Here is a 22723-nt window from a genome sequence, read left to right on the forward strand (position 1 = left end):
GATAATTTCTCACATTCAATACGATTTTATTGATAGGTTTTGATATCTGGCATGAACATTTATTGAGCTAGTAGAGGGTTGTTTTTATCCACAATAACCATATAGAAAATGTGAGATCCCGCCCTGAGTTATCAGATGATATTCTTAGAGCTACTCTTGGCCTAGCCAAATTTTGTTGTAAATCGTCTGTTACGAAATTTTCAAGAAGTCCACCAAAGTACTAAAAATATCCTAATACTTTTATTTCATTAACATTAAGTACAGAGTTTTAATCCAGATTAAGTTTAATAAGATATAAAGATACTGCCATCTTTGTCAGCATTTTTGTTTTATTCTATTACGTAACCATAACCTACTACTGGTGATCTATCTGTCTGGTAGATCACAGTCAAACCTTTCCAAGGCTTCACTCTTGGGCTAAAATCATCATGATATATTAAAACTCTACATGGAGAACTAACGCTACTTCCTACTTTATATTTAAAATAATAATTTAATGTAATCAGGGTTTGAAATATCCAACAAGCTCTTCCTTTTTGATAAAGACTTTCAGGAGTATTATCAGGTTCTTACGTAATTGATAGTTAAGTCGCTGATCGTTGGGTTACCAAAGGGTATTAAGGGTTTATCTATTTATAATATTCTGATTTACTGAGATATTAGATTACCCTAAATTCTGTAATAGAAGAATACACAACACAGTACTAATGGAGAAGTTGACCAGATAAAAATAAATTTCAGTTTCTTTTATTTTAGAAAGTAAAACTAATTTCTACTATTGCATGATACCCTATAGATAATAAACATGAAAAAAAATACATATAATCAATATATTACTAGCGATTACATTCTGTATTCTTTACCTTTTAGCTCACATAACTTTGGGTTATTGTCTAAAAATAGCAGCATATATTCTTGCCATATTACCTACTTTCTTATTGCTAAACGAAATTATAATGGAGATTAGTAAAATTCTTATTTTATTTCTTAGCATCGTCACTCTCATTTACGCCCCTATGGGTTTGATGCATGGTTCTCAGGGGCTTTATTCTACCAATTCCGCATATCGGGAATTGGCCCGAAATAAATCAACATCAGGTGTAATATAATGAAAAATATTTCACGCTCTACCTTAAACGATATCATTGAATGGGATATTAATGGTTGGTCTAAATGTTTGTGTTTTTGGCTTTCAAAAGGGAAAATCAGTTTGGAAAATGCTAGAGTTTTGGAGATTGGTAGCCATAATGGTGGTTTATCATTATGGGCGGCACTAAATGGCGCTGAAGTAATTTGTTCAGATCTCGGCGGTCCAAATAAAAAAGCCTATCAAAAACATAAAGACTACAATCTTAGTGATCTTATTGCATATAAAAATATAAATGCGCTGGATATACCATATGCAAATGAACTAGATATTGTGCTTTCTAAATCAGTTATCGGGGGGATAGGACGTAATAATAATATTGAAAATCAGAAAATTGCCATATCAGAAATATATAAGTCCTTAAAAAAAGGGGGAGAATATTGGTTCGCTGAAAATCTATCAGCATCTCCTGCACATAAGATATTAAGATCTAAGTTTATCCAATGGGGAGATGAATGGAGATATGTAACAATAGACGATATGAATGAATTTTTACACCAATTTTCAAGTGTTGAATATATTACCACAGGATTCCTTTCCTGTTTTGGAAGAACAGAAAAACAAAGAAAAATATTAAGCTTTTTTGACCGATTTCTATTTTCAAAAATCGTTCCTAAAAAATGGAACTATATTATAATTGGCGTAGCCAAAAAATAGAATTCTTTATATGTAATCTCATGGCATGGAATGAGGGGAAATATTCCCTCATTTATTAGCATCCCGTACATGCTGAATAGTTTATGGTGAAAAAAGGATATTGCTACTGCACTATTGCAAATGATAAAATTTATTTACAGTTGTAGTATTAATATTTTTCCCTGAGAGGGTAAGAATAAAGTTTTTCATACTTTGAAATTCTATTTATTCCTTAAATTCAGTATTGTAATTTGGTCATAAGGACCACACCTTTATCAGTTGGATATTCAGCTTTTTGGATGCAGTGAACGTACGGCCCTATTCTTATTTCGGCTGTTCCTACTATTCAATATTAGGAGCTTGTGAAATATCAATCCGACTCAACATCACTCTATATTCCTTCCATTCCTGTAGAGCTGCTTTTTCAGCTTCAGTAGCTATGTCTAAGTCAACGGTGTCTTGCAGCAATGCAACCATTTCTTCATACGGAAAAACAATTCGTGGGGACGAAACAACAAGCGAGGACCTGGTCGGCAGTTCTGCAATTGATGAAATTGCAAGACGAATCGTAGCATGCTGGAACACATGTAATGAGTATTGTACAGAAGAAATTGAAGGGGATGTGGTGATGAGATGTAGGAAGAGATGGGAGTATATTATTGTATCAAAGAAGAAAACTGGGCATAATACGATCAATAAATTATAACATTAAGTGAATATGTTAGATGAAGAAATATTTGAAATATAAAGCTGTTGATTTATTTTTACGAATTTATACTAAAAGCGAAAGTTTTGAAAAATCCAGGGATAATTTTAATGAATTAGAGGAAAAAAATTTTTCATATATAATAATTTATTCTACTACTGCACTGGGTGATTTCTTAATGAATACCCCTGCAATACATGCCATAAGGAATAGATTTAAAAATGCATTTATTACATTAATTTGCCATCCAAAACTAGAGTCGTTTTTAAAGAGTGGAGATGATTGGGATAGGGTTATTACATGGAGTAATAAAATAAATCATGTCCCAGCACTTTTAAAAAAGATAAAAGAATCAGGCAAACCTGACTTGGCAATTATACTTCACTCTCATGCTCCATATGACTATTTAAGTGCCATAATGTCTGGTGCTAAGTTTATTTTTAGAGATAATTATTTTGAAAATAAATTAATTGAAAAATGGCTAACCAATTACGTTGAATCATTTATAGGCCATCTCATTCAGAGAAAATTAGAATTAGTAAAAATATTAGGATGTGAAGTAGCATCTAAATCCAGTATTGAAATGCGTATTCCATGTCATATTAATTCTATTAAGAAAGATCATCTGTCTATTGGTTTTCAAATGGGGGCATCATCATCTGAACGTTGTTGGTCTGTAAGAAATTTTTTTCAGGTTGCATCTCATATTTTAAACAATGATAGTACTACAAAAATAGTGTTAGTGGGATCACCTGATGACGTATATTTACAACAAGAATTTATTAAATTATTGCCAAGTGAGTTTCATTGTAGAATTAGTCAATTAATAGGAAAAACAACATTAGTAGAATTAACTCAAACAATAAACGAACTCGACTTGCTTGTTACTGGTGATACAGGTCCTATGCATATGGCTATTGCACTAAAAGTACCCACAATTAGTTTATTTGTTACCGCAAATCCATTCTCCACGGGGCCACATCAAGATCCTGAAATTCATAAAATAATAATAGGCTCCTCATTAGCTATAAATTATAAAAAACATACTCATATAATGGAGGTTATATCTCCCGACATGGTTATATCCGAAATTAATAATATATTGCTTAATAAAAGACATATAAATTTTCAGATCTCTGACTTCGACTAACATGTGAATTTTTATACCTCGACTGACGGCTTTATATATATTTAACAGATGTTAGTTGAGGTTAATATGAACAAGAAATAAGAACAGAAAATTAGAAGAAAACTCAAAATATTGGCTCATGCTGAAGAGAGGAATAACGTCAGTAAAACTTGCCGTTATTGGGGAAATCCCGGGATACTTTTTACCGTGGGTTTTTTGTAAGCGGTGAATCTGGCGAAACTTGTGGTACTGAATATTGCCGGCAAACTCAGTGAAGATAGCTTCATCGACTTCCACTGCATTGTTTGGAAATGAACCAATTAATATAATCCTGTCTCCATTCGTCCGTATAAAATGCATTAGCTGTTGTACTGTAATAATATACAGACTTAAGTTTTTTACTCTTTGAGATTCTATTTATTCCTTATCTTCATAATCTTTCTTTTAAACTAAATATAAAATCTAATTTTGAAAAAAATTTTATTATGTCAATTCCCAAACCACTAAATATCGCAGTCTGCCGTATGATCAGAAACAGAAAACTTATAATTCTCTAAAGTGATTACATTTGTTAGTGATAGTAATGTATAAATATCCAGAACAGAGATTCACAATGATATGTTTTTGATTTTTCTTTGCTCATTTATTGCTCTAATCATGTTCGTAATTTACTCATAGTTAATTCATTTCTTGCTAAATCTTCATTTTGGTTATTTATTGACACGTAAATCCACTCGATTTTTATCGTATCCGGCCTCGTTTAATGCTTTAAAATTCTGTCTTAGCAAGAATTGCGGTGAATTAATCGGTTACAGAAATTACAATTGGCAGTAACGTTAAAATCTGCGCTGGAGCGGTTGTTATCAGTGATATTCCACTCGATTCAACCGCTATTGGTGTGCCTGCAAAGGTCATAAAAAAATAACCCTGTTTATTTTGATTAAATTCTACGATCACCCCAGTGCTACAATACGACTAAGACCACCATGTAAACTGATTATCGATACAGTTCTACCATTATTATTGGTTATTATGACAGTAATTGCTGATTAAAGATAAGTAAATTCTATTGGAAATCCGTTGTAGAATTAAAAAATGGCAATCATTGAGATGCGATTGCCATAATTATTGCTCTTGGTTAAATTAAACAACTTTCAAATGGCTAGCGCTATCAGAACACGTGAGAGATATTTGTCTGCATATAATAAATTTATGGATTTTTTAATATTTTCAACATTTGGTAGTGGTTCCCTATTAACAATTTTTTGTAATGAATTTACAAGTGAATCTGTGTCATTAACAGGGTACAATATCCCATTTATACCATGTCTTATAATATCAGCTGGTCCTGTTTGACAGTTTGAACTAATACAAAAAACGCCATGAGACAATGCTTCACATAAAACCATTGGAAAACCTTCATATGTGGAAGTTAAAACTAAAGCAGTTACACTGTTAATATTTTTTTTAATATACTCCCATGCATTGCTCTGCCATCCATGCCAAATAATATTATCATTAATATTTAATTTAACTGAAAGCTCTTTTAGTATATCAACATCCTGACCATCTCCAATGATATCAAGTTTCCAAGTGCCTCTTATTTTTGATAGCGCAACAAGCAGCTCTCTAATATTTTTAGGCTCATCTGCAAGAATTCTACCTATATATAGTAGTCTCGTGTCATTACCTCTACTAATGAGGTCATTAGTTTTATCTACAGGATTATATATTGTAAATATCTTTTTTTCATCAACTCCAATGTCAATGAGTTGTGCAGTCACACCTGCTCCGATGGATAAATGATAATCAGCTTTAAGTAGATATATAGACTTATACAGATTATGTATAGGAAAATGAATCCATGAATAGATTTTAAATTTTTTAAACGAAAATTTTCTTGATAAATCGGCAATGTAACAACATACGGTATCGAAGGATATGACAATATCAGGTTGTTCTTTTATTATGATTTTTGCAAACTGTAACGCATAATGCACTCTGCGAATTTTTGTATGAGAAATTTCTGAAGGTACGCGCCTAAATTTCATCCCATCTAACCAGTCATCATTTACATTCTTATTTCCTTCTTTAAAGAAAATAAACTCAATATTTATTGAATTATCATATTTGGTTAAAATCTCAACAAATTTTTTACATACGGTTTCCATCCCACCGAAACCACCCAACTCATAACCAATGATAAATATTTTTCTCATACTCATTAATGCTCCCAATTAAATGCTCATTTTTTAACATATTTCAATAATACTTCTTCAAATTCATCTTTGAATTTATGATAATCAAAATTTATTTTAGAATATCGCTGGGCATTTTTACTTAGCTGAGAATAAAATGAGGAGTTATTAATAAGGCTTTCAACAGCATTAGCACAATCAATATGAGAAACTAATTTCGGTTCAACAAGTGAATCATTTATGGGGTCATAAACCTTATGCGGAAAATCAATATCAATGTCAGTAAGTGCCTTATGTTCTCTAAGGCTGACTTGTGGAATTAAACCAATACCACAAAAACCATCTTTTACGGCTTCTGGCTGACCATCTACAATAGGGAATATAACAGGAACATTATATGATAATGCTTCTATACAAGACAAACCAAAAGATTCACTTACTGAGGTACTAAGGTAAATATCTATTTTATTAAAAAATGAACTCATATCTGATTGGTATCCTAAAAATACCACATGATTATTAAGTTGAAGATCATTGACCAATCTTTTCAATTCTTTTTTTAATTTCCCATCACCAGCTATATGTAACATAACAGAGTGCCCACGTTTTATAAGTTCATGTAACATAAGTATGGAAACGCTAATACCTTTGGAGCTAACCAATCTTGATGCCGTACCTAATATTACAGGAGAATTTAAATTTTTAATTATATTAGTAGTAGTAGATACATGTTGTTTTTCTAATCTATTAATTACAATATTAACAGGACAATTTAATTTAAATCTTAAATTCATGACTCTATCAGAAGCTTTCGATGCAGCAATACAACCATCAATCATTGAGAAGAAATTTAAAGTTCTACTATCCATTGGATAACGCCATGAGCAACCATGATCATAATATAAAATTTTACATTTTTTATGCTTCTTTGATATCTTTGGAATGAAATCCCAGATAATTATCAAATCAGCTTTAGTCTTCTCAATTTTAAGTTTGAGTATGAGCTTGCGTAATAAAGTAGGATATTTAATCTTTAATCCATTAAACACTCTATTAGCATAGATTATTTTCTCCCCTTCAATTTCTGGTGCAATATTACTATTAATATCGTTACTGGTACAAATAATAATGTTTTCATTACTACTATGTTTTAAATATTGAATAAAAATTCTTTCTGCACCACCGAATCCTTGTAAATTTATTAAGTGTAATAATTTCATTATTGTCACGTCCGGTAAATAATTTTTATCATATTAGTATTATATATATATTTATCATTTTTGAAACTATTTTTTTACATCAAACTTATTAACCACTTTTTCTCTGGCTTTTTCAGATAACTCTTCTAAATATCTATATGGATTCCGGTTTAATTAAAGGTGGGTGAGTAAAATTTTCTGACAACGTAGTCGCAAACATATCTCCGGATCAATGAGTCCTGATGAAAATCCGCACTCTCTGCCCTCATTCTGCTTTCATTATTTCAACAGTCTCGATAGACTGAGCTATTTACCAGGTTCACAGAGAGCCAGTTTTGCCTTATATCTTAAAATATGAAATAACATGGTCAACATTAGATTTGGTAAGGTTCATACAGCCTGTGTTCTACCATAGATTTTAAAGTCCACCTAACAGCTAATAGCGTATGAACAGAGCTACTCATCTGAAACCCGAACAGTTCATTTCATATTGTAAGGATGGGTAATATGAGTCAGCCAAATCCTCTTTGTGTTGGTATTGATGTTTCGAAAACCTTTCTGGATGTTTCTATCGGGACTGTGATGCCACCATTCACCACCAGTAATGACATTGATGGTTAAGCCAATATTTTAAGCTTTCGTATAACTTTCTGTTCTTCTTTCTTGTTCATCTTGACCTCAACTAATATCTGTTAAATATACATAAAACTGTTAGTTGAGGTCTAGGAATTCACAAATAAGTGAACGTATATAAAATTCAAAGATTAAATATTTGCATTTTTCATATAACTCACTAAAGTTAGTTTCCACCAACTATGGTAAAATTCATCTTCTGTCAGTGGGAGATTGTGGTTTTTCAGGCCAGTTAATGTCTGGTGCTAATGTAACATCGATACGGCTCAGTGATATTTGGTATTTTTTCCAAGCTATTAACTGCGTTTTTTCTTCATCATTTGCCATATTTAGATCAACAGCATCTTGTAATGGTGCAATTTGATTTGTTGCTTCAGCTATCAATTGCTGTTTTCGAGATTTAGCCTGTTGCTCCAATTCTTCTTTTGTGGGTGGAGGGATGTCCGCCCATTCCGGTAAACCATTTTTACCCGCTATACGATATTTACCCTCTGGAGGAATACTGCCGGCAAACTCAATGAAGATAGCTTCATCGACTTCCACTGCATCGTTTGGAAATGAACCAGCATTGATATAATCCTGTTTCCATTCTAACGGATAAAATGCATTAGTTGTTGCACTGTAATAATACATAATTAATACCCCACTGCGAACCAATAATAACCTACACTAATACCACTAACAGCATAATCGTTTGTCAATTTAAATGAAGATGTATTCAGATCAGCAACGTAACCACTAGCTACACCACTACCTGATCCTAATCGATTCACCGTCAACATGACACACAAACATACATTAGAGAATCTAATGGGTAATTGAACTATGATAACTTCTTCTGGATTTAAAACTCGAGTTACTCCCCACTGATAAATCATCCCGGTATCTCCACATCTCCACCAACCATTTGTAGATTTTAAGGCAGTATTTTTGCTGCCATATCGTTCATCCGATTCTCCTTTTGTATACGCCCCCACATCCCCGGCAGTAGGTTTGTTTAGTTGACTATATACCCGAATACCGGGTGCTTCATATACCCCCTTACCGGAAATATATCCGGTTGCATCCACATTTCCGTTTACAACACCGCCAGATTTTGGATATGCCCCCACTTCCTCAGCAGAAGGCTTATTATTCGGACTATAAACACGCAAGCCGGACTCATAAATGTATCTTTTCGCCCAGATGTCTTGACTAGATACAACATCTTTGCCTTCTCCGGACTTTACATATCCAGTCGCATCCACATTTCCGTTTACAATCCCACCTGCTTTTGGAAACGCGTTCTTAGCCAGATTCACCGTTTCCACTAAACCAAGGTTTTACAGAATCTATAAACTAGCAATAACTTATGTCGAAGCAGTGTGCCAAAGCATTAAATGGAAATAAAAATGGTAAAAATCGGCTGCATCCATGTATTAATAAATGACCAAAATGACGATTATCGGAGATAGTATCGTGAGTGGTCTAATTATGAACAATTGTTGGTTGTAAAACAACCAGATCTTATTGGGTATATAGGATATTAAGCATTCATCTTATTAGAACTATTTTATTTGCTATTGAGCAAGTGTTGTTGAGCGTTATTGATATCATAAGTATAATTCATATTTTTATATGCTGAGTTTTTTTGTAAAAAATTAATTTTATGAGATGTATTTGAATGTAACCTGATGAAATGTTGATAAATATGTCTTGGGCGGATTGATTGTTCTGTAAATAATAACAAGTAGGTTTTGTTTAACTTTAAAGTAATGTAATTAATTAAATAAGAGTGCTATGTATATTTGTTGTTTTAATATTGTTGAAGGTGATGCTAATTACATTAAATTTGAAAAAAACCAAGGGGTTTTAATTGATTTTATATTTGTCAGTGAATATAAAAAAGGCCAGCAAATGCTGGCCAATTTTGAAAGATTTATTTCTTATCGCTAAAGTCATTAAAGGATATTGGGCCTTTGTTACCCGCTTGATCTAAGCCATATACACAAAAACGTATTGGGGCATCTTTCTTCATAAGTGAGATCGGTATTCTTCTATAAATAGAGTAACCTGTGTAATCATCACATTTTGTAGATTTCACTGGCCCTGATTTTATACGTAAATCAACAATTTCCCACGGACTAAAAATAGGGTTAACAACCCATCGGTCATCTGCTTCAAAAATTAATCTTATCTCTGGTTTTGTTGATGGAGGAGTATTGTCAATTTCACGTAATTTTATTGATGCATTAGATGTACTCTGCCAGAGTTTATTTGCAGAATGTTGCCCAATAACACACATGGTATAAATCCCTTCATTGGAAGGAACGGCAAGTTTTTCCAGCGGTTGGGTAGTGACTGAAATAGGTTTGCTGTATCCTTTAGGATCTGAACAATCAACATTACTCGCAAGCCCTCCCTTATAGCGAATCTTATCAAACCCCTTTTCCTCAAGACGTAAATTCCAAGTGGTAGGTTTGTTGTCAACTGTGCCCTTCGTAATTAGTGGACCGTTAGCGTTAATAGTGATCCCTTTTCCATCATCAAATTTACTTAAATCCAGTTTTCCATCAGGGGTAAATGCATGTGCAATTTTATCAATAGGAATATAGTAACTGGCGCCAGTACGAGAGAAACTGTGATCGATAATAAATTCACACGGACGATTAAGACCGCAACCCGAGTAACTTCGGTCAACGGTGGTATTTAATACACCAATTATCTTGGATTGATCTTTCAATATAACCGGTGAACCAGAAGTGCCTCCCGCAACCCCGGCGCAATTAACAGAAACAGCCGGAGACCAAGCCCAGATACCTTCATATACAAGCGAGGCTTTTCCAGTAATGTCGCAAGCTGAATAGCGTAGATAACGTTTATCACCATCTACACCATTGACCGGAATGTGAGCCAGTTCAATGGGATGACTTGCTACTGCTTCATAATCTTTGTGTAACGTCACCGGCAGTATTCCGCGATTTGCCAACTCACCATAAGTTGCTTTAAGTCTGAAAACTGCAAGGTCACCGCCTTTCATTGTTGCGTATAAAACTCTATCAACATCAACAGGTTGGTGTTTATTAATTAAGTCAATAAAGTAATTTGGTGTGTATGTCCAACCAGGGCCTACAGGTTGGTCAATCACTACTTCATTAGTATCTAATGAAGAATCAAAACAATGGCCTGCGGAAAGAATAAGTGCTTGTTGATTGGCATCAGGGGTTTCTGAACCGGCAATAAGTGTTGCGGTACACAGGCCACGACCGCTTAGTTTACCTACATGCTTAAATCGTTCAGCGCCCGGGTCCGTAGATTTTAATAGCGGAGCTTCGTTGCTGGTATTGTCTTGCAGATCAGCAATGTGCTCGTTGTTATTTTCGGGAAGCGCTTGTGCGGAACAACTTGCTGACACAATCCCTGTAATAAGTGTAGCTAAAAAGATTTTTCTCATGTTTTTACCTCATGTTGTTTACATTTTTGATCTTTCCATGTAATGGAAACAGACATTCAATGAAGAAAAAATTATCGCTAAGTATTTTTTAAAGATTTAATAAATCCTCTATATGAGTATTTAATGTTTACTAATTTATGAATTAATAGACAGTTTTTTTAGCGCATAAAATCATTCTATTGGATGCTTGTTATCCATAGCCAATAATAAATAACATAAAAATCAGTTGAACCGTTTTATATACTGCAATAGAGCTGTAACGATCAATATACCTGTTATCTTTCAAGTTACCTCTTTGTTGGCTGAACTTACTCACCCCAGTCACAGAGTTCTCTATGACATAGTTATCTATGTTATCTATGCTCCCGGGGATTCGCTCCCTTGCCGTCGCGATGCATCTTGAAATCTATTGGGTATATAAGGGTTTTTCTGATATTACAAATGATGGGTTGGTTAAATAGAATTTAAACTTGGAGGAATGTAAATTTATTAATCGTTACTTAAATTTCCATCCAGAGCATTTATTGAGGAATAATAAAAGTGTTAGTGGAATAATTCTAGTTCTGCTACGGTTAGTTTTAGTTCAGTTTGAAGGGTTTTTAAATAGTCAGTCGCAATGGTGGCTAAAATCCGATAAAAATCATTTTCTAGTTTGGTTGCTTGAACGCGTTTCAAGTAACGGTATACCCATAGTAGCAGGTGCTGTTCCGGTAATGTACGCGCCTCGGGTTTATGTCCTTGTTCCAAAATATAAATTAAAGCAAGTGGCGTGAGGCCGAGTTGATCTTCTGGGGAATGAGTAAATTGATTTGTTCTGACTGGGGGCATAATAAGAACAGGCACCAAGCATACGTAGAATCGTGGTATCTAATAATATCGGCAGTTCTTATTGTGATTGGGTTTATACAGTGATGTAAAAAGCAATTTTACGATAAACAGCATCATAAGCTGATGTGATATAGATAGATAGTTGATTATGATCAACGTTTAATCTGGTACTGTGTTGCTACTATCTTTGTTAGCAGATTGGCGATGATTTTTACTATAAAACGTATAAATTTATCGCCGAAAATAATCATTATCATCATTTTTTGATGTGAAAAATATATGTTTAATTTGCATCTTAATTAAATAAAGTTAATAAGGTTATTATGGTAAAAGTGAATATATCATTAGTTATCTAATAATTTAATAACTTAAAGAGTAGGCCACGTTAAAAATAAATAAGCTGCCGTCGGGTTAATATCGCACCTAATGGTGTGTGGGAAGGAGGTGAAAATCCTCCGCAGCCCCCGCTGCTGTGATGCTGACGACTCTGCTAATGCCACTGGTCGGAACGACTGGGAAGGAAGCGGAGAAGGATGATGCTGAGCCAGAAGACCGACCTGATAGGCAAGAGACATTAACTCCTTCGGTGGGAAGCGGGTTGTCATCCAAGTGGTGTGCGCAAGGCTGGCACGTCTTATCGACGCTCATTTTCCGATCGATATGTCGGGAATTTTTTATGCAATGGTCAGGCAGGAAAGCATTTGTTATCGCGGGTACTGGCAGTGGTTGTGGTAAAACTACCGTTACCCTCGGCATTTTACGCGCGCTGATGCTGCGAGGGTTGGCGGTTCAGCCGTTTAAAGTAGGGCCAGATTATCTGGATAGTGGCTGGCATAGCACCGTATGCGGTGTGGCATCCCATAATCTTGATGCGTTTATGCTGCCAACAGCGACTCTCAATGGTCTTTATAATCAGCATATGCGCTATGCTGATGTGGCGGTCATTGAAGGTGTGATGGGGCTGTATGATGGTTACGGTATTGACCCTAATTATTGCAGTAGTGCTGCAATGGCTAAGCAGTTGGGATGCCCGGTGATTTTGTTGGTAGATGGTAAGGCCGTATCCACTTCTGTAGCTGCAACTGTTTTAGGGTTCTGTCGTTTCGATCCTTCTCTGACGATCGCAGGAGTCATTGTTAATCGCGTCAATTCTGAAAATCATTTCGAACTGATCCGTTATGCCATTGAACATTATTGTGGTGTTCCGGTGCTGGGGCGTTTGCCGGTGATGAAGGATGTATCGTTGCCATCCCGTCATCTTGGCCTTATTCCTGCGCAGGAGCAGGTTGCTGATGATGCTCGTTGGCAGCGGTTGGCTCAACAGGTTGAAACCTATATCAACCTTGATCGTCTGTTAGCGCTTTGTGACTGTCCTATTTTACCGGAAGGTGAGGTCCCTCCATTACCTGATCCCGCGTTGGCTGATGGTTTGACGCTGGCATTAGCGGATGATGAAGCTTTTAACTTTTATTACCCAGATAATTTGGAAATGCTGGAACAGGCTGGTGTACAGATTCACCGTTTTAGTCCACTGCATGATCGCCGTTTGCCTGATTGCCAGATGATTTATCTTGGTGGCGGCTACCCTGAAATATATGCCGCTAAACTGGCCGCCAATAGTGCTATGCGGGAGGTTTTACAGGATGCTCATCACCGGCAGGTTCCGCTTTATGCTGAATGTGGTGGTCTGATGTACCTTGGTGAGTCATTGACCGACGGAGAGGGGAAACGCCACCAGATGACGGGCATTCTGCCAGGAGAGAGTCGGATGGGAACGCGGCTAATGCGCTTTGGTTACTGTCAGGCTCAAGCTCGTTGTGACACTTTACTGGCCAAAAAAGGCGAAATTTTGCGAGGGCATGAGTTTCACTATTCCGATTTTATCAGTTCGGTACCTTCGGTTTTTGACTGTACTAAATGGCGTGACGACATGGTGATACAGCAATGGGCCGGGGGATATCAGGTACAGCAAACTCTGGCCAGTTATCTTCATATCCATTTTGCTCAGCGTCCCGGTCTGCTGGATCGCTGGTTGGCACTTGCCAGGAGGCTGTTATGACCCTTGCTGCTTGGTTTGCTGCTTTCCTGCTCGATAGTTGGTTAGGTGATCCACCGCATTGGCCCCATCCCGTGCGGTGGATTGGCAAGCTGATCTCACTGGTACAACGGGCTATCCGGCACTGTTGTCACAGTGAACGTGCATTGAAGGTCGGTGGAGCGGGGTTGTGGATAGTGGTTGTCGGGCTGACTTGGCTGGTGAGTTGGGGATGCTTGTGGTTGATGAATTACATTCATCCTTGGATCGGTTGGTTGGCCGAAATATGGATGATTTACACTCTACTGGCTGGTCGTTGTCTGAGTGATGCGGCTATGGCGGTACATCGTGTCTTGCAGCGTGGTTCATTGGATGAAAGTCGCCAACAATTGTCGTGGATTGTTGGGCGGGATACGTCTCAATTGGATGTACCACAAATTACGCGTGCGGCGGTAGAGACGGTGGCGGAAAACAGCGTTGACGGTGTTATTGCCCCACTGTTTTTCCTGATGATTGGCGGAGCGCCGTTGGCAATGGCTTATAAAGCGGTCAATACCCTTGATTCTATGGTGGGATACAAAACGCCGGAATACCGCGCTATCGGGTATGTCTCCGCCCGTATGGATGATCTGGCGAACTGGCTGCCGGCGCGGTTGAGCTGGTTGTTACTGAGTGTAGCAGCTTGGTTTATTCAGGTTGATTTTCGTCAGGCGCTGCGTATTGGTTGGCGCGATCGTTATCAGCATGCCAGTCCTAACTGTGCCTGGCCGGAAGCGACGGTTGCTGGCGCGTTAGGTATCCGCCTTGGTGGTCCGAATTATTACTTTGGTGAACGGGTAGATAAACCTTGGATTGGTGATGAACGCCGTAAAATCGCGCTGACGGATATCCCGCTCAGTATCCATTTGATGATGGTAGCTTCGCAACTGGCTTTACTGTTGTTTGCTCTGTTGCGCTTACTGTTGGTCGGAATAGCTTAGAAAAGGGCAATGTTATGAATTACCTCCAGAAACCTCAGCAAATTGAACAGAATAGCTTCGCAATCATTGGCGACATTATTGCCCGTGAGCATCCTGATTATCGTTTTGTTGATGAGATGCAAGAAGCGGTAATTAAACGGGTGATCCACACTACTGCGGATTTTGATTGGCTGGATATTTTGTGGTTCTCGCCAGATGTGCTGGCCCACATGACTGAAGCATTGCGTCGAGGGTGCATTTTGTATACCGATACCACGATGGCTCAGTCCGGTATTAACAAAACGTTGTTACATCAGATGGGGTGTGAGAGTCGTTGTTATATCAGTGACCCGCGTGTAGTGGCGATAGCGAAAGCGCGGGGTATCACCCGCTCTATGGCAGCGGTGGATGTCGCACTGGATGAGGAAGGCGACAAAATATTCGTGTTCGGTAATGCGCCAACCGCGTTGTTCCGCTTGCTGGAAAGGCAGGCTTCACCCTTAGCGGTGGTTGGGGTACCTGTCGGATTTGTTGGCGCTGCGGAATCGAAAGCTGCGCTGATGCAAAGTGAATTGCCCTGTATTGCAGCCGCAGGCCGTAAAGGAGGTAGCAACGTCGCAGCGGCAATTATCAATGCCATTTTATACCGATTGCGGGAGGCGCCATGAGCGACACCATGCAATTGGATAGCATCTGGCATAACGGTAAACAGTATCGCAAAGGTTATACCACCGGTTCCTGTGCCACTGCCGCCGCTAAGGTTGCCGCATTGATGGTACTGCGCCAGCAAGTGATTGACCATGTTTCTATTGTTACGCCTTCTGGTGTGACACTGCGTCTTAATGTCGAACAACCCCTGATTGAGGGTCAGCAGGCTACTGCGGCTATTCGTAAAGATGGGGGTGATGATGTGGATGCGACCCACGGTATGTTGATTTTTGCCCGTGTCACCCTGTGCGACCACGGAGAGATCAATTTGCGTGGTGGCGAAGGTGTTGGCACGGTCACTCGCAAAGGTGTTGGGCTGCCAATAGGTAGTGCGGCCATTAACCGTACACCGCGCCAGACCATTGAAGCAGCCGTTCGGGAAGCGATTGGTCCTACGCGGGGGGCGGAAGTCGAAATTTTCGCACCGGAAGGTGAAGAGCGGGCAAAAAAAACTTACAACGGGCGATTAGGGATACTGGGTGGTATTTCCATCATTGGTACCACCGGTATCGTCACACCTATGTCGGAAGAGAGTTGGAAACGCTCATTAGCGCTAGAGCTGGAAATGAAACGTGCGGCGGGCGCTGAAAAGGTCATTCTGGTTCCTGGTAATCACGGTGAGCGTTTTGTACGTGAACAACTGGGGCTTGATGGTCAGCTGGTGGTAACCATGAGTAACTTCGTTGGTTACATGTTGCAGGAAGCAGTACGGCTTGGGTTCCGCCATATCATGTTAGTAGGACATCCCGGCAAGTTGGTGAAAGTAGCAGCCGGCATTTTTCATACCCACAGTCATATTGCTGATGGTCGCATGGAAACCTTAATTGCGTATCTGGCGCTGCTGGGCGCACCGCAGGCACTGCTGTTGGAGGTTAATCGTTGTGATACCACAGAAGCGGCTATGGAACTGATCGCAGAACAGGGTCTGCAAGCAGTTTATAACCGCATTGCTGAACGTATTTGCGAACGGATGAGTGAGATGTTGCGTTTTGCCGTTAACCCACCGCGTTGTGATGCCATTATGTTCTCCTTTGATAATCAGATATTAGGTACTAGCCGTCCATTGCATGACATTTTGGAGGAGATGAGATGATCACCGCAGTCGGTATTGGTCCCGGTGATACTGCGTATCTGTTACCGCAGGCACAACGTTATATCACTGAGGCGGAGGTATTGGTGGGTGGCAGGCGACATCTGGAGATATTTAGCGGCATAACTCATGAAACTCGCGTATTGGATGCGGATCTTGCCAGCTTAATTGTCTGGCTACAGAACAACAGCACTCGTCATATTGTGGTATTAGCGTCTGGTGATCCGCTGTTGTATGGCATCGGCAAACTATTATCTGAATATTTTACCGCAGATGATCTGCGCATTATTCCGGGTATCAGTTCAATTCAGTATCTATGTGCCAAAGCCGCGTTGGATATGAACGATATCTATCTGACCAGCGGTCATGGGCGTACCCCAGATTTTGATTGGCTTCTGCAACACGACAAAGTAGGGATGGTAACTGATGGGCGCGTAGGCCCGTGGGCAATTGCGCAGGCCATTATTCAACGTGGTCTGAATCGTACATTGATTATTGGTGAGAACCTCTCTTTGTCCAATGAGCGTATTCACCGCCTGCGGCCTGAAGCGGTGGCGACTAACTATGACATGAATGTGGTGGTGATCCTAAATGAGAGATGATGAATTTTTACGCGGCCAAAAAGTGCCGATGACTAAAGAGCCGGTACGTGCATTAGCACTGGAGCGGCTGGAGTTGATTAATGCCAAACAGTTGATTGATGTGGGGGCAGGTACAGGCAGTGTGGCGCTGGAGGCGGCTTTGCGATTTCCGGCGCTGACTGTCACTGCCATTGAGCGTAACCCGGCGGCATTAGCTTTGATAGGCGAGAATCGTCAGCGGTTGGGTTGTCATAATGTAGAAATCATTGCCGGAGAAGCGCCATTGGCATTGGAGGTCATGGCAGATGCGGTATTTATTGGTGGTAGTGGTGGACAATTGACGGCACTGATCGACTGGGCGCTGGATCACATGTACCCCGGTGGCCGTTTGGTACTGACTTTTATTTTACTGAATAATCTGAATGATGCATTGGCGCATTTGCGGACATGTCAAATCAGTAACTTGGAATGCATACAGCTACAGGCATCTACTCTGGCATCACTTGGCAGCGGTCACTATTTCAAACCGAATAATCCGGCTTATCTTATTTCCTGTTACAAGGAGGGGGGCTATGTCTGAGCATTTTGATCCCCGGAAAGTCTGGTTTGTGGGGGCCGGACCGGGTGACAAGGAATTGATCACCTTGAAAGGCTACCGTTTGTTGCAACAAGCGCAGGTGGTGATTTATGCCGGTTCGCTGATTAATACCGAACTGTTGGATTATTGTCCACCAGAGGCTGAATGCCATGACAGCGCCGGTCTGACACTGGAACAGATTGTTACATTGATGGTTGATGGCGTCCATGCAGGTAAATTGGTGGTTCGACTGCAAACTGGCGATCTCTCGTTGTATGGTTCTATTCGCGAGCAAGGAGAAGCTTTAACCGATGCGGGCATGGGTTTTGTCTCGGTGCCGGGCGTCAGTGCTTTTCTTGGCGCAGCAGCGCAGTTAGGAGTGGAATACACGGTACCGGAAGTGTCGCAAAGCCTGATCATTACCCGGATTGAGGGGCGTACACCGGTGCCACCGCTCGAACAGTTAGAATCCTTCGCTGCTCATCAAACTTCAATGGCTATCTACCTTTCTGTGCAGAAGATGGAACATGTGGCTGCGCGTCTTCAGGCCGGTGGTTACCCTGTCACAACGCCGGTTGCGGTGATATACAAAGCAACTTGGGCTGAAAGCTGTACTGTGCGCGGCACATTAGCAGATATCGCCGAAAAAGTACGCGAAGCAGGTATTCGTAAAACGGCTTTGATTTTGGTAGGGGCTTTCTTGGGAGAGGAATACCACAATTCCAGGCTCTACGATGCGGGGTTTAGCCATGAATATCGCCGGGCATGAGTCGATAGCTGTGTTCTGTTTGACGCCGGGCGGGGTCAGACTGGTACGTCGGCTGAAAACGCATCTTCCTCTGACCTGTTTTACCAGCGAAAAGTTGCTGGAGCCGGGGTTTATTCCTTTCAATGGCAGTTTTGGCGATACCTTACGCGAGGCATTTAAAAGCTATTCGGCGCTGGTGGTCGTGGCGGCTCTTGGGATCACGGTACGTATGATTGCGCCGCTGATAAACGACAAAATGCATGATCCCGCCGTGGTGGTGATTGATGAACAAGGTCAGCATGTCATTAGCCTGTTATCCGGTCATGTGGGTGGGGCAAATGCATTGACTTACTCTCTGGCGGAACTACTGGGGGCCGATCCGGTAATTACGACTGCCACGGATGTTAACGGGATGGCGGCACTGGATACCCTTGCCACTCAATTAGATGCCGATATGCAGGATTTTCGCCACGTGGTGAAGGTGATAAACCAAATGCTGGTCAGTGGTCAGAAAGTGGGGTTGTGGTGGGATGAACTACTGCTTAGTGAATGCGAGCACTGTGATACCCGAGGTTTTGTTCCGGTAGCCTGTTTGGATATGTTGCCGGAATTGGATGCATTGGTGTGTGTCACGTTGCGGGATTTGCTACCAGAATTGCCTTTGCCAGCCTACAAATTAGTGCCGAAACGTGTTGTGGCTGGGATCGGTTGTCGCCGGGATACACCGTTGCAAACACTGGTTGAGCTATTGCGGAAGCATATGTCAGAAAATCATTTTGACCTGATGGCCCTTCGCGCCATCGGTAGTGTTGTCATTAAAAAGGATGAACCAGCGCTGAATCAGCTTGCACAGCGTTGGCGTGTACCGTTTGAGTTATTCAGTGTTAATGAGCTAAGTCGCCATGAACAGCGTTTTCCCGCTTCCGATTTTGTGCGCCAGACGGTGGGAGTTGGCAGTGTTTCACAACCTGTCGCTTGGTTGATGAGTGAAGGAAAACTGGTTGGTCGGACCCTGCGTGAGCAGGGCGTCACTATCACTTTGGGGGTATCACAATCATGTTAACCGTAATTGGTATTGGACCAGGCAATGAATCCATGATGACACAGGAAGCCATTGCCGCGATCCGTGAAGCTGAAATTGTTGTTGGCTATAAAACCTACACCCATTTGGTCAAACATCTGACGATGGATAAAGAAGTGATTAAAACCGGTATGTGTAAGGAGATTGAGCGCTGTCAGACAGCAATTGATCTGGCTTTGTCCGGTCGCAAGGTGGCCTTAATCAGCAGTGGGGATGCGGGGATCTATGGTATGGCTGGTTTAGTGCTGGAGTTAGTTTGCCAGCAACAATGTGATCTTGAAGTTAAGTTAGTCGCGGGGATCACCGCCAGTATTGCCGCCGCATCGTTGTTAGGCGCGCCGTTGATGCATGATTTTTGTCATATCAGTTTAAGTGATCTGCTAACGCCGTGGCCGATGATTGAGAAACGTATTATTGCTGCCGCGCAAGCTGATTTTGTTATTTGTTTTTATAACCCACGCAGCCGTGGCCGTGAAGGGCATCTCGCCAAAGCATTTGAACTTATGCGTCCATGGAAAGCAGCCCAGACCCCAGTGGGGGTAGTGAAGGCTGCCGCACGTAAAAAACAAGATAAATGGATCACCACGTTTAGCGAGATGGATTTTTCACCCGTGGATATGACCAGTCTGGTCATCGTTGGCAATCAAACGACTTATTGCCGTGATGGACTGATGATCACACCACGAGGATATGAATTATGAATCCTCCGGCAGTCCATGTTTTTGGTGGTACCAGTGACGCCCGACTACTCTGTCGGGCATTAGACGCGGCAGGCGTGCGTTACCGTCTTTCGGTTGCTACTGATGCAGGGAGACAACTGGCGGGAGAAATTCGGGGGGATGTGGTGGTGGGGCGAATGGATACTGAGGCAATGATGCATTACTTTGATCAGCATAAAGTACGTTGGGTGATTGATGCTTCTCATCCTTATGCGGAAGCGCTCAGTCAAAACGTGATTACCGCCTGTCGTCGCTTGTCGTTGAAGCTCACCCGTTATCAACGCCCTAGTGAGATTGATTTACTCAATCACCCGTTGTTGCACAAAGCCGATAGTGTGGAAGCGGCTTGTGACATTGCCCGGACACTAGGGCAGCGAATTTTGCTAACCACCGGCAGCAAGCAACTGGCGCTATATCAGCGTTTACTACCGGAAAAAACCTTGTTGGTACGGGTACTGCCAACGGCGGAGGTACTGGTTCAGTGTGAGGCTTTGGGGCTAGGTGTTGATCATATTATTGCCTTGCGCGGCCCGTTTACCGCTGAATTCAATCATGCACTGTATGAATTTTGCCATCCCGATGTGGTGATCACCAAAGAATCCGGTGCAGAAGGGGGATATCAGCAGAAAGTGGCTCCTTGTCTGGCACTTAATATCCCCTGCATTGTGGTATGCCGTCCAGCTTCGTCTTTACAGCATGATGAAGGAGAGCGGGTTAGCTCATTGGATGAATTTGTCCAGCACCTGATTCACTGGCAAGAACAACGAGGGCAATAAAACGAGGGCAATAAAATGAAAAAAGCACTGCTAATTATCAGTTTTGGAACTAGCTATCAGCAAACCCGGCAAAAGAATATTGAGGCTTGTGAACAACAACTGGCGGCTGCTTACAATGATCGTGATTTGTATCGTGCGTTCACCTCTGAAATGATCATTCGTAAATTGCAAAAGCGTGATGGTTTACAGATAGATAACCCACGGCAGGCGCTGGAGCGTTTAGTCAATGAAGGTTATCAGGATGTGGCTATTCAGTCCCTTCACGTCATCAACGGTGACGAATATGAAAAGATTGTCAGCGAAGTGCGTACCTTTAATGGTCATTTTCAACGTTTAGTTGTTGGTACACCGTTACTTAACAGCTTTGCTGATTATCAACAACTGCTTGTTGCCCTGAAAAGTCAAATCCCCCCGCTGGCGGCGGATGAGCGTGTAGTGTTTATGGGGCATGGTGCAACCCATCATGCTTTTTCTGCCTACGCGTGTCTTGATCACCTGATGAGTTCACATAATTTCCCGGCATTAGTTGGTGCGGTGGAAAGCTACCCGGAAATCGATAATATCATCATCCGCTTGCGGCGGCAGGCGGTGCGTAAAGTACATTTGATGCCATTAATGCTGGTGGCTGGCGACCATGCGATTAACGATATGGCATCAGACGAGCCGGATTCATGGCGTTCTCAATTGGAAGCGGTTGGGATCAAAACCCAATCTTGGTTACAGGGATTAGGTGAAAATCCGTTGATTCGCCAGATGTTCGTTCAACACCTGGCCGATGCGTTACAGGTAGATCAACAGGAGGTGGTGTGATGGAAGGAAAACTTTATGCTATGGGCGTTGGCCCTGGTGCCAGTGATTTGATTACTGTTCGGGCTGCCCGGATACTTTCCCGCCTTGATGTGCTTTATGCACCTGCCGGGCGTAAAGAGGGTGACAGTTTGGCGCTTTCCATCGTGCGTGAATACCTCTCATCACACACTGAAATTCGCACTTGTCACTTCCCGATGAGCAGTAACGACGAAGAAAAACAAGTTGTATGGGATGAAGTGGCGCAACAACTGAAAGATGAAGTGATGAAAGGGCGGCAGGTGGGGTTTATCACGCTTGGTGATGCCATGCTGTTCAGTACCTGGGTCTTTTTATTGGCACGCATTGGTCGGCAAGAGTGGTTGGAAATTATCCCAGGTATCACCTCTTTTGCGGCGATTGCAGCGCGTACTGTATTACCGCTGGCAATGGAACAGCAATCAATGGCAGTCATGTCCTGTACTGCGCCGGAAGCCGAGTTGGAACAGGCACTGCAAAACCATGATTGTGTGGTGCTGATGAAAGTTTATGGCCGTTTTGCCATGGTGTGTACGTTGTTGGCTCGTTTGAATTTGTTTGAACATGCCCTGTTGATGGCAGATGCCTCATTGCCAGGTGAACAGTGCTGGCGCCGCTTGGATCAAGTGGCGATTGATCAGAAATTACCTTATTTCTCCACCATCTTAGTGAACAAACAGTGGCGTACTGGGGAGTAAATAATAAGAGAGGTCGC

At 41.1% G+C, this 22723-nt stretch carries 21 protein-coding genes, 1 pseudogene and 1 riboswitch; of the genes and pseudogenes, 15 read left to right on the forward strand and 7 right to left on the reverse strand.

From position 1 onward, the window contains the following. Positions 1 to 1108: 1108 nt before the first annotated feature. On the forward strand, positions 1109 to 1804 hold the full coding sequence (locus AM629_RS16240) for a class I SAM-dependent methyltransferase (protein ID WP_054480303.1): 696 nt from the start codon (positions 1109 to 1111) through the stop codon (positions 1802 to 1804). A 321-nt stretch (positions 1805 to 2125) separates the two neighbouring features. On the opposite strand, the gene AM629_RS22410 is transcribed toward AM629_RS16240, so the two are convergent. Beyond that, positions 2126 to 2260, reverse strand: a complete 135-nt coding sequence (locus AM629_RS22410) for a tail fiber assembly protein (RefSeq protein ID WP_276525720.1) — start codon at positions 2258 to 2260, stop codon at positions 2126 to 2128. A 248-nt stretch (positions 2261 to 2508) separates the two neighbouring features. On the opposite strand from AM629_RS22410, the gene AM629_RS16245 reads away from it, so the two are divergent. Beyond that, entirely contained in the window at positions 2509 to 3639 is a 1131-nt protein-coding gene (locus tag AM629_RS16245; RefSeq protein WP_054480304.1) for a glycosyltransferase family 9 protein, read from the forward strand. A gap of 1133 nt (positions 3640 to 4772) precedes the next feature. On the opposite strand, the gene AM629_RS16255 is transcribed toward AM629_RS16245, so the two are convergent. Beyond that, positions 4773 to 5843 (reverse strand): glycosyltransferase, encoded by a 1071-nt coding sequence (locus AM629_RS16255; RefSeq protein ID WP_072161909.1) that lies wholly within the window; start codon positions 5841 to 5843, stop codon positions 4773 to 4775. A gap of 20 nt (positions 5844 to 5863) precedes the next feature. Then, positions 5864 to 7036 (reverse strand): glycosyltransferase, encoded by a 1173-nt coding sequence (locus tag AM629_RS16260; protein WP_054480306.1) that lies wholly within the window; start codon positions 7034 to 7036, stop codon positions 5864 to 5866. A gap of 486 nt (positions 7037 to 7522) precedes the next feature. On the opposite strand from AM629_RS16260, the pseudogene AM629_RS25305 reads away from it, so the two are divergent. After that, positions 7523 to 7633, forward strand: a pseudogene (locus tag AM629_RS25305) (IS110 family transposase); the annotation flags it as partial. A gap of 207 nt (positions 7634 to 7840) precedes the next feature. Here the strand turns inward: AM629_RS25305 and AM629_RS16265 are convergent. The 4 genes from AM629_RS16265 to AM629_RS16280 all read right to left on the reverse strand — a co-directional run bounded on the left by AM629_RS16265 (position 7841) and on the right by AM629_RS16280 (position 11909). Further along, positions 7841 to 8281: a tail fiber assembly protein gene (locus AM629_RS16265; protein WP_054480307.1), complete on the reverse strand. Its 441-nt coding sequence runs from the start codon at positions 8279 to 8281 to the stop codon at positions 7841 to 7843. Between the two features lie 2 nt (positions 8282 to 8283). Beyond that, on the reverse strand, positions 8284 to 8949 hold the full coding sequence (locus AM629_RS16270) for a gp53-like domain-containing protein (RefSeq protein ID WP_054480308.1): 666 nt from the start codon (positions 8947 to 8949) through the stop codon (positions 8284 to 8286). A 617-nt stretch (positions 8950 to 9566) separates the two neighbouring features. Beyond that, a complete protein-coding gene (locus AM629_RS16275) occupies positions 9567 to 11081 on the reverse strand; it encodes a trypsin-like serine peptidase (protein WP_054480309.1) in 1515 nt (504 codons plus the stop codon). A 543-nt stretch (positions 11082 to 11624) separates the two neighbouring features. Next, positions 11625 to 11909 (reverse strand): molecular chaperone TorD family protein, encoded by a 285-nt coding sequence (locus AM629_RS16280; RefSeq protein WP_200905773.1) that lies wholly within the window; start codon positions 11907 to 11909, stop codon positions 11625 to 11627. A 392-nt stretch (positions 11910 to 12301) separates the two neighbouring features. Further along, positions 12302 to 12484: riboswitch (cobalamin riboswitch) on the forward strand. 101 nt (positions 12485 to 12585) lie between these two features. Here AM629_RS16280 and AM629_RS16285 point away from each other — a divergent pair. The 12 genes from AM629_RS16285 to AM629_RS16340 are packed head-to-tail and all read left to right on the forward strand — an operon-like array spanning position 12586 to position 22706. Next, on the forward strand, positions 12586 to 13968 hold the full coding sequence (locus AM629_RS16285) for a cobyrinic acid a,c-diamide synthase CobB (protein ID WP_054480332.1): 1383 nt from the start codon (positions 12586 to 12588) through the stop codon (positions 13966 to 13968). Then, positions 13965 to 14924: an adenosylcobinamide-phosphate synthase CbiB gene (gene cbiB, locus AM629_RS16290; protein WP_054480310.1), complete on the forward strand. Its 960-nt coding sequence runs from the start codon at positions 13965 to 13967 to the stop codon at positions 14922 to 14924. The genes AM629_RS16285 and cbiB overlap by 4 nt, the downstream gene beginning before the upstream one ends. A gap of 14 nt (positions 14925 to 14938) precedes the next feature. Then, entirely contained in the window at positions 14939 to 15571 is a 633-nt protein-coding gene (locus tag AM629_RS16295; RefSeq protein WP_054480311.1) for a cobalt-precorrin-8 methylmutase, read from the forward strand. Further along, entirely contained in the window at positions 15568 to 16704 is a 1137-nt protein-coding gene (gene cbiD / locus AM629_RS16300) for a cobalt-precorrin-5B (C(1))-methyltransferase CbiD (RefSeq protein WP_054480312.1), read from the forward strand. Before AM629_RS16295 ends, cbiD begins: the two co-directional genes overlap by 4 nt. Beyond that, on the forward strand, positions 16701 to 17303 hold the full coding sequence (locus tag AM629_RS16305) for a cobalt-precorrin-7 (C(5))-methyltransferase (protein ID WP_054480313.1): 603 nt from the start codon (positions 16701 to 16703) through the stop codon (positions 17301 to 17303). The genes cbiD and AM629_RS16305 overlap by 4 nt, the downstream gene beginning before the upstream one ends. Beyond that, a complete protein-coding gene (locus tag AM629_RS16310; protein ID WP_054480314.1) occupies positions 17293 to 17862 on the forward strand; it encodes a decarboxylating cobalt-precorrin-6B (C(15))-methyltransferase in 570 nt (189 codons plus the stop codon). The genes AM629_RS16305 and AM629_RS16310 overlap by 11 nt, the downstream gene beginning before the upstream one ends. After that, positions 17855 to 18628, forward strand: a complete 774-nt coding sequence (locus AM629_RS16315; protein WP_054480315.1) for a cobalt-precorrin-4 methyltransferase — start codon at positions 17855 to 17857, stop codon at positions 18626 to 18628. Before AM629_RS16310 ends, AM629_RS16315 begins: the two co-directional genes overlap by 8 nt. Beyond that, entirely contained in the window at positions 18609 to 19670 is a 1062-nt protein-coding gene (gene cbiG, locus AM629_RS16320) for a cobalt-precorrin 5A hydrolase (protein WP_054480316.1), read from the forward strand. Before AM629_RS16315 ends, cbiG begins: the two co-directional genes overlap by 20 nt. Continuing rightward, positions 19664 to 20389 (forward strand): precorrin-3B C(17)-methyltransferase, encoded by a 726-nt coding sequence (locus AM629_RS16325; RefSeq protein ID WP_054480317.1) that lies wholly within the window; start codon positions 19664 to 19666, stop codon positions 20387 to 20389. Before cbiG ends, AM629_RS16325 begins: the two co-directional genes overlap by 7 nt. Further along, positions 20386 to 21183, forward strand: coding sequence for a cobalt-precorrin-6A reductase (locus AM629_RS16330; protein ID WP_054480318.1), 798 nt, complete (start codon positions 20386 to 20388; stop codon positions 21181 to 21183). Before AM629_RS16325 ends, AM629_RS16330 begins: the two co-directional genes overlap by 4 nt. 15 nt (positions 21184 to 21198) lie before the next feature. Continuing rightward, the gene (gene cbiK, locus AM629_RS16335; protein ID WP_054480319.1) at positions 21199 to 21993 is read left to right on the forward strand and encodes a sirohydrochlorin cobaltochelatase; all 795 of its coding nucleotides are present in this window, start codon (positions 21199 to 21201) and stop codon (positions 21991 to 21993) included. Then, complete coding sequence (locus AM629_RS16340) at positions 21993 to 22706, forward strand: cobalt-factor II C(20)-methyltransferase (protein WP_054480320.1); 714 nt, start codon at positions 21993 to 21995, stop codon at positions 22704 to 22706. Before cbiK ends, AM629_RS16340 begins: the two co-directional genes overlap by 1 nt. Positions 22707 to 22723: the final 17 nt, after the last annotated feature.

The sequence above is a fragment of the Photorhabdus heterorhabditis genome (assembly GCF_001280945.1).
Taxonomy (GTDB): Bacteria; Pseudomonadota; Gammaproteobacteria; order Enterobacterales; family Enterobacteriaceae; genus Photorhabdus; species Photorhabdus heterorhabditis.

What these genes read in the sequence shown, in the direction of transcription:
- AM629_RS16240 (WP_054480303.1), top strand. Translation starts at nt 1,109, where the DNA reads ATGAAAAATATTTCACGCTCTACCTTAAACGATATCATTGAATGGGAT.
- AM629_RS16330 (WP_054480318.1), top strand. Translation starts at nt 20,386, where the DNA reads ATGAATCCTCCGGCAGTCCATGTTTTTGGTGGTACCAGTGACGCCCGA.
- AM629_RS16275 (WP_054480309.1), bottom strand. Translation starts at nt 11,081, where the DNA reads ATGAGAAAAATCTTTTTAGCTACACTTATTACAGGGATTGTGTCAGCA.
- AM629_RS16245 (WP_054480304.1), top strand. Translation starts at nt 2,509, where the DNA reads ATGAAGAAATATTTGAAATATAAAGCTGTTGATTTATTTTTACGAATT.
- cbiG (WP_054480316.1), top strand. Translation starts at nt 18,609, where the DNA reads ATGAATATCGCCGGGCATGAGTCGATAGCTGTGTTCTGTTTGACGCCG.
- AM629_RS16305 (WP_054480313.1), top strand. Translation starts at nt 16,701, where the DNA reads ATGATCACCGCAGTCGGTATTGGTCCCGGTGATACTGCGTATCTGTTA.
- AM629_RS16295 (WP_054480311.1), top strand. Translation starts at nt 14,939, where the DNA reads ATGAATTACCTCCAGAAACCTCAGCAAATTGAACAGAATAGCTTCGCA.
- AM629_RS22410 (WP_276525720.1), bottom strand. Translation starts at nt 2,260, where the DNA reads ATGGTTGCATTGCTGCAAGACACCGTTGACTTAGACATAGCTACTGAA.
- AM629_RS16325 (WP_054480317.1), top strand. Translation starts at nt 19,664, where the DNA reads ATGTTAACCGTAATTGGTATTGGACCAGGCAATGAATCCATGATGACA.
- AM629_RS16265 (WP_054480307.1), bottom strand. Translation starts at nt 8,281, where the DNA reads ATGTATTATTACAGTGCAACAACTAATGCATTTTATCCGTTAGAATGG.
- AM629_RS16260 (WP_054480306.1), bottom strand. Translation starts at nt 7,036, where the DNA reads ATGAAATTATTACACTTAATAAATTTACAAGGATTCGGTGGTGCAGAA.
- AM629_RS16255 (WP_072161909.1), bottom strand. Translation starts at nt 5,843, where the DNA reads ATGAGTATGAGAAAAATATTTATCATTGGTTATGAGTTGGGTGGTTTC.
- AM629_RS16280 (WP_200905773.1), bottom strand. Translation starts at nt 11,909, where the DNA reads ATGCCCCCAGTCAGAACAAATCAATTTACTCATTCCCCAGAAGATCAA.
- AM629_RS16285 (WP_054480332.1), top strand. Translation starts at nt 12,586, where the DNA reads ATGCAATGGTCAGGCAGGAAAGCATTTGTTATCGCGGGTACTGGCAGT.
- AM629_RS16315 (WP_054480315.1), top strand. Translation starts at nt 17,855, where the DNA reads ATGTCTGAGCATTTTGATCCCCGGAAAGTCTGGTTTGTGGGGGCCGGA.
- AM629_RS16310 (WP_054480314.1), top strand. Translation starts at nt 17,293, where the DNA reads ATGAGAGATGATGAATTTTTACGCGGCCAAAAAGTGCCGATGACTAAA.
- AM629_RS16340 (WP_054480320.1), top strand. Translation starts at nt 21,993, where the DNA reads ATGGAAGGAAAACTTTATGCTATGGGCGTTGGCCCTGGTGCCAGTGAT.
- cbiK (WP_054480319.1), top strand. Translation starts at nt 21,199, where the DNA reads ATGAAAAAAGCACTGCTAATTATCAGTTTTGGAACTAGCTATCAGCAA.
- cbiB (WP_054480310.1), top strand. Translation starts at nt 13,965, where the DNA reads ATGACCCTTGCTGCTTGGTTTGCTGCTTTCCTGCTCGATAGTTGGTTA.
- cbiD (WP_054480312.1), top strand. Translation starts at nt 15,568, where the DNA reads ATGAGCGACACCATGCAATTGGATAGCATCTGGCATAACGGTAAACAG.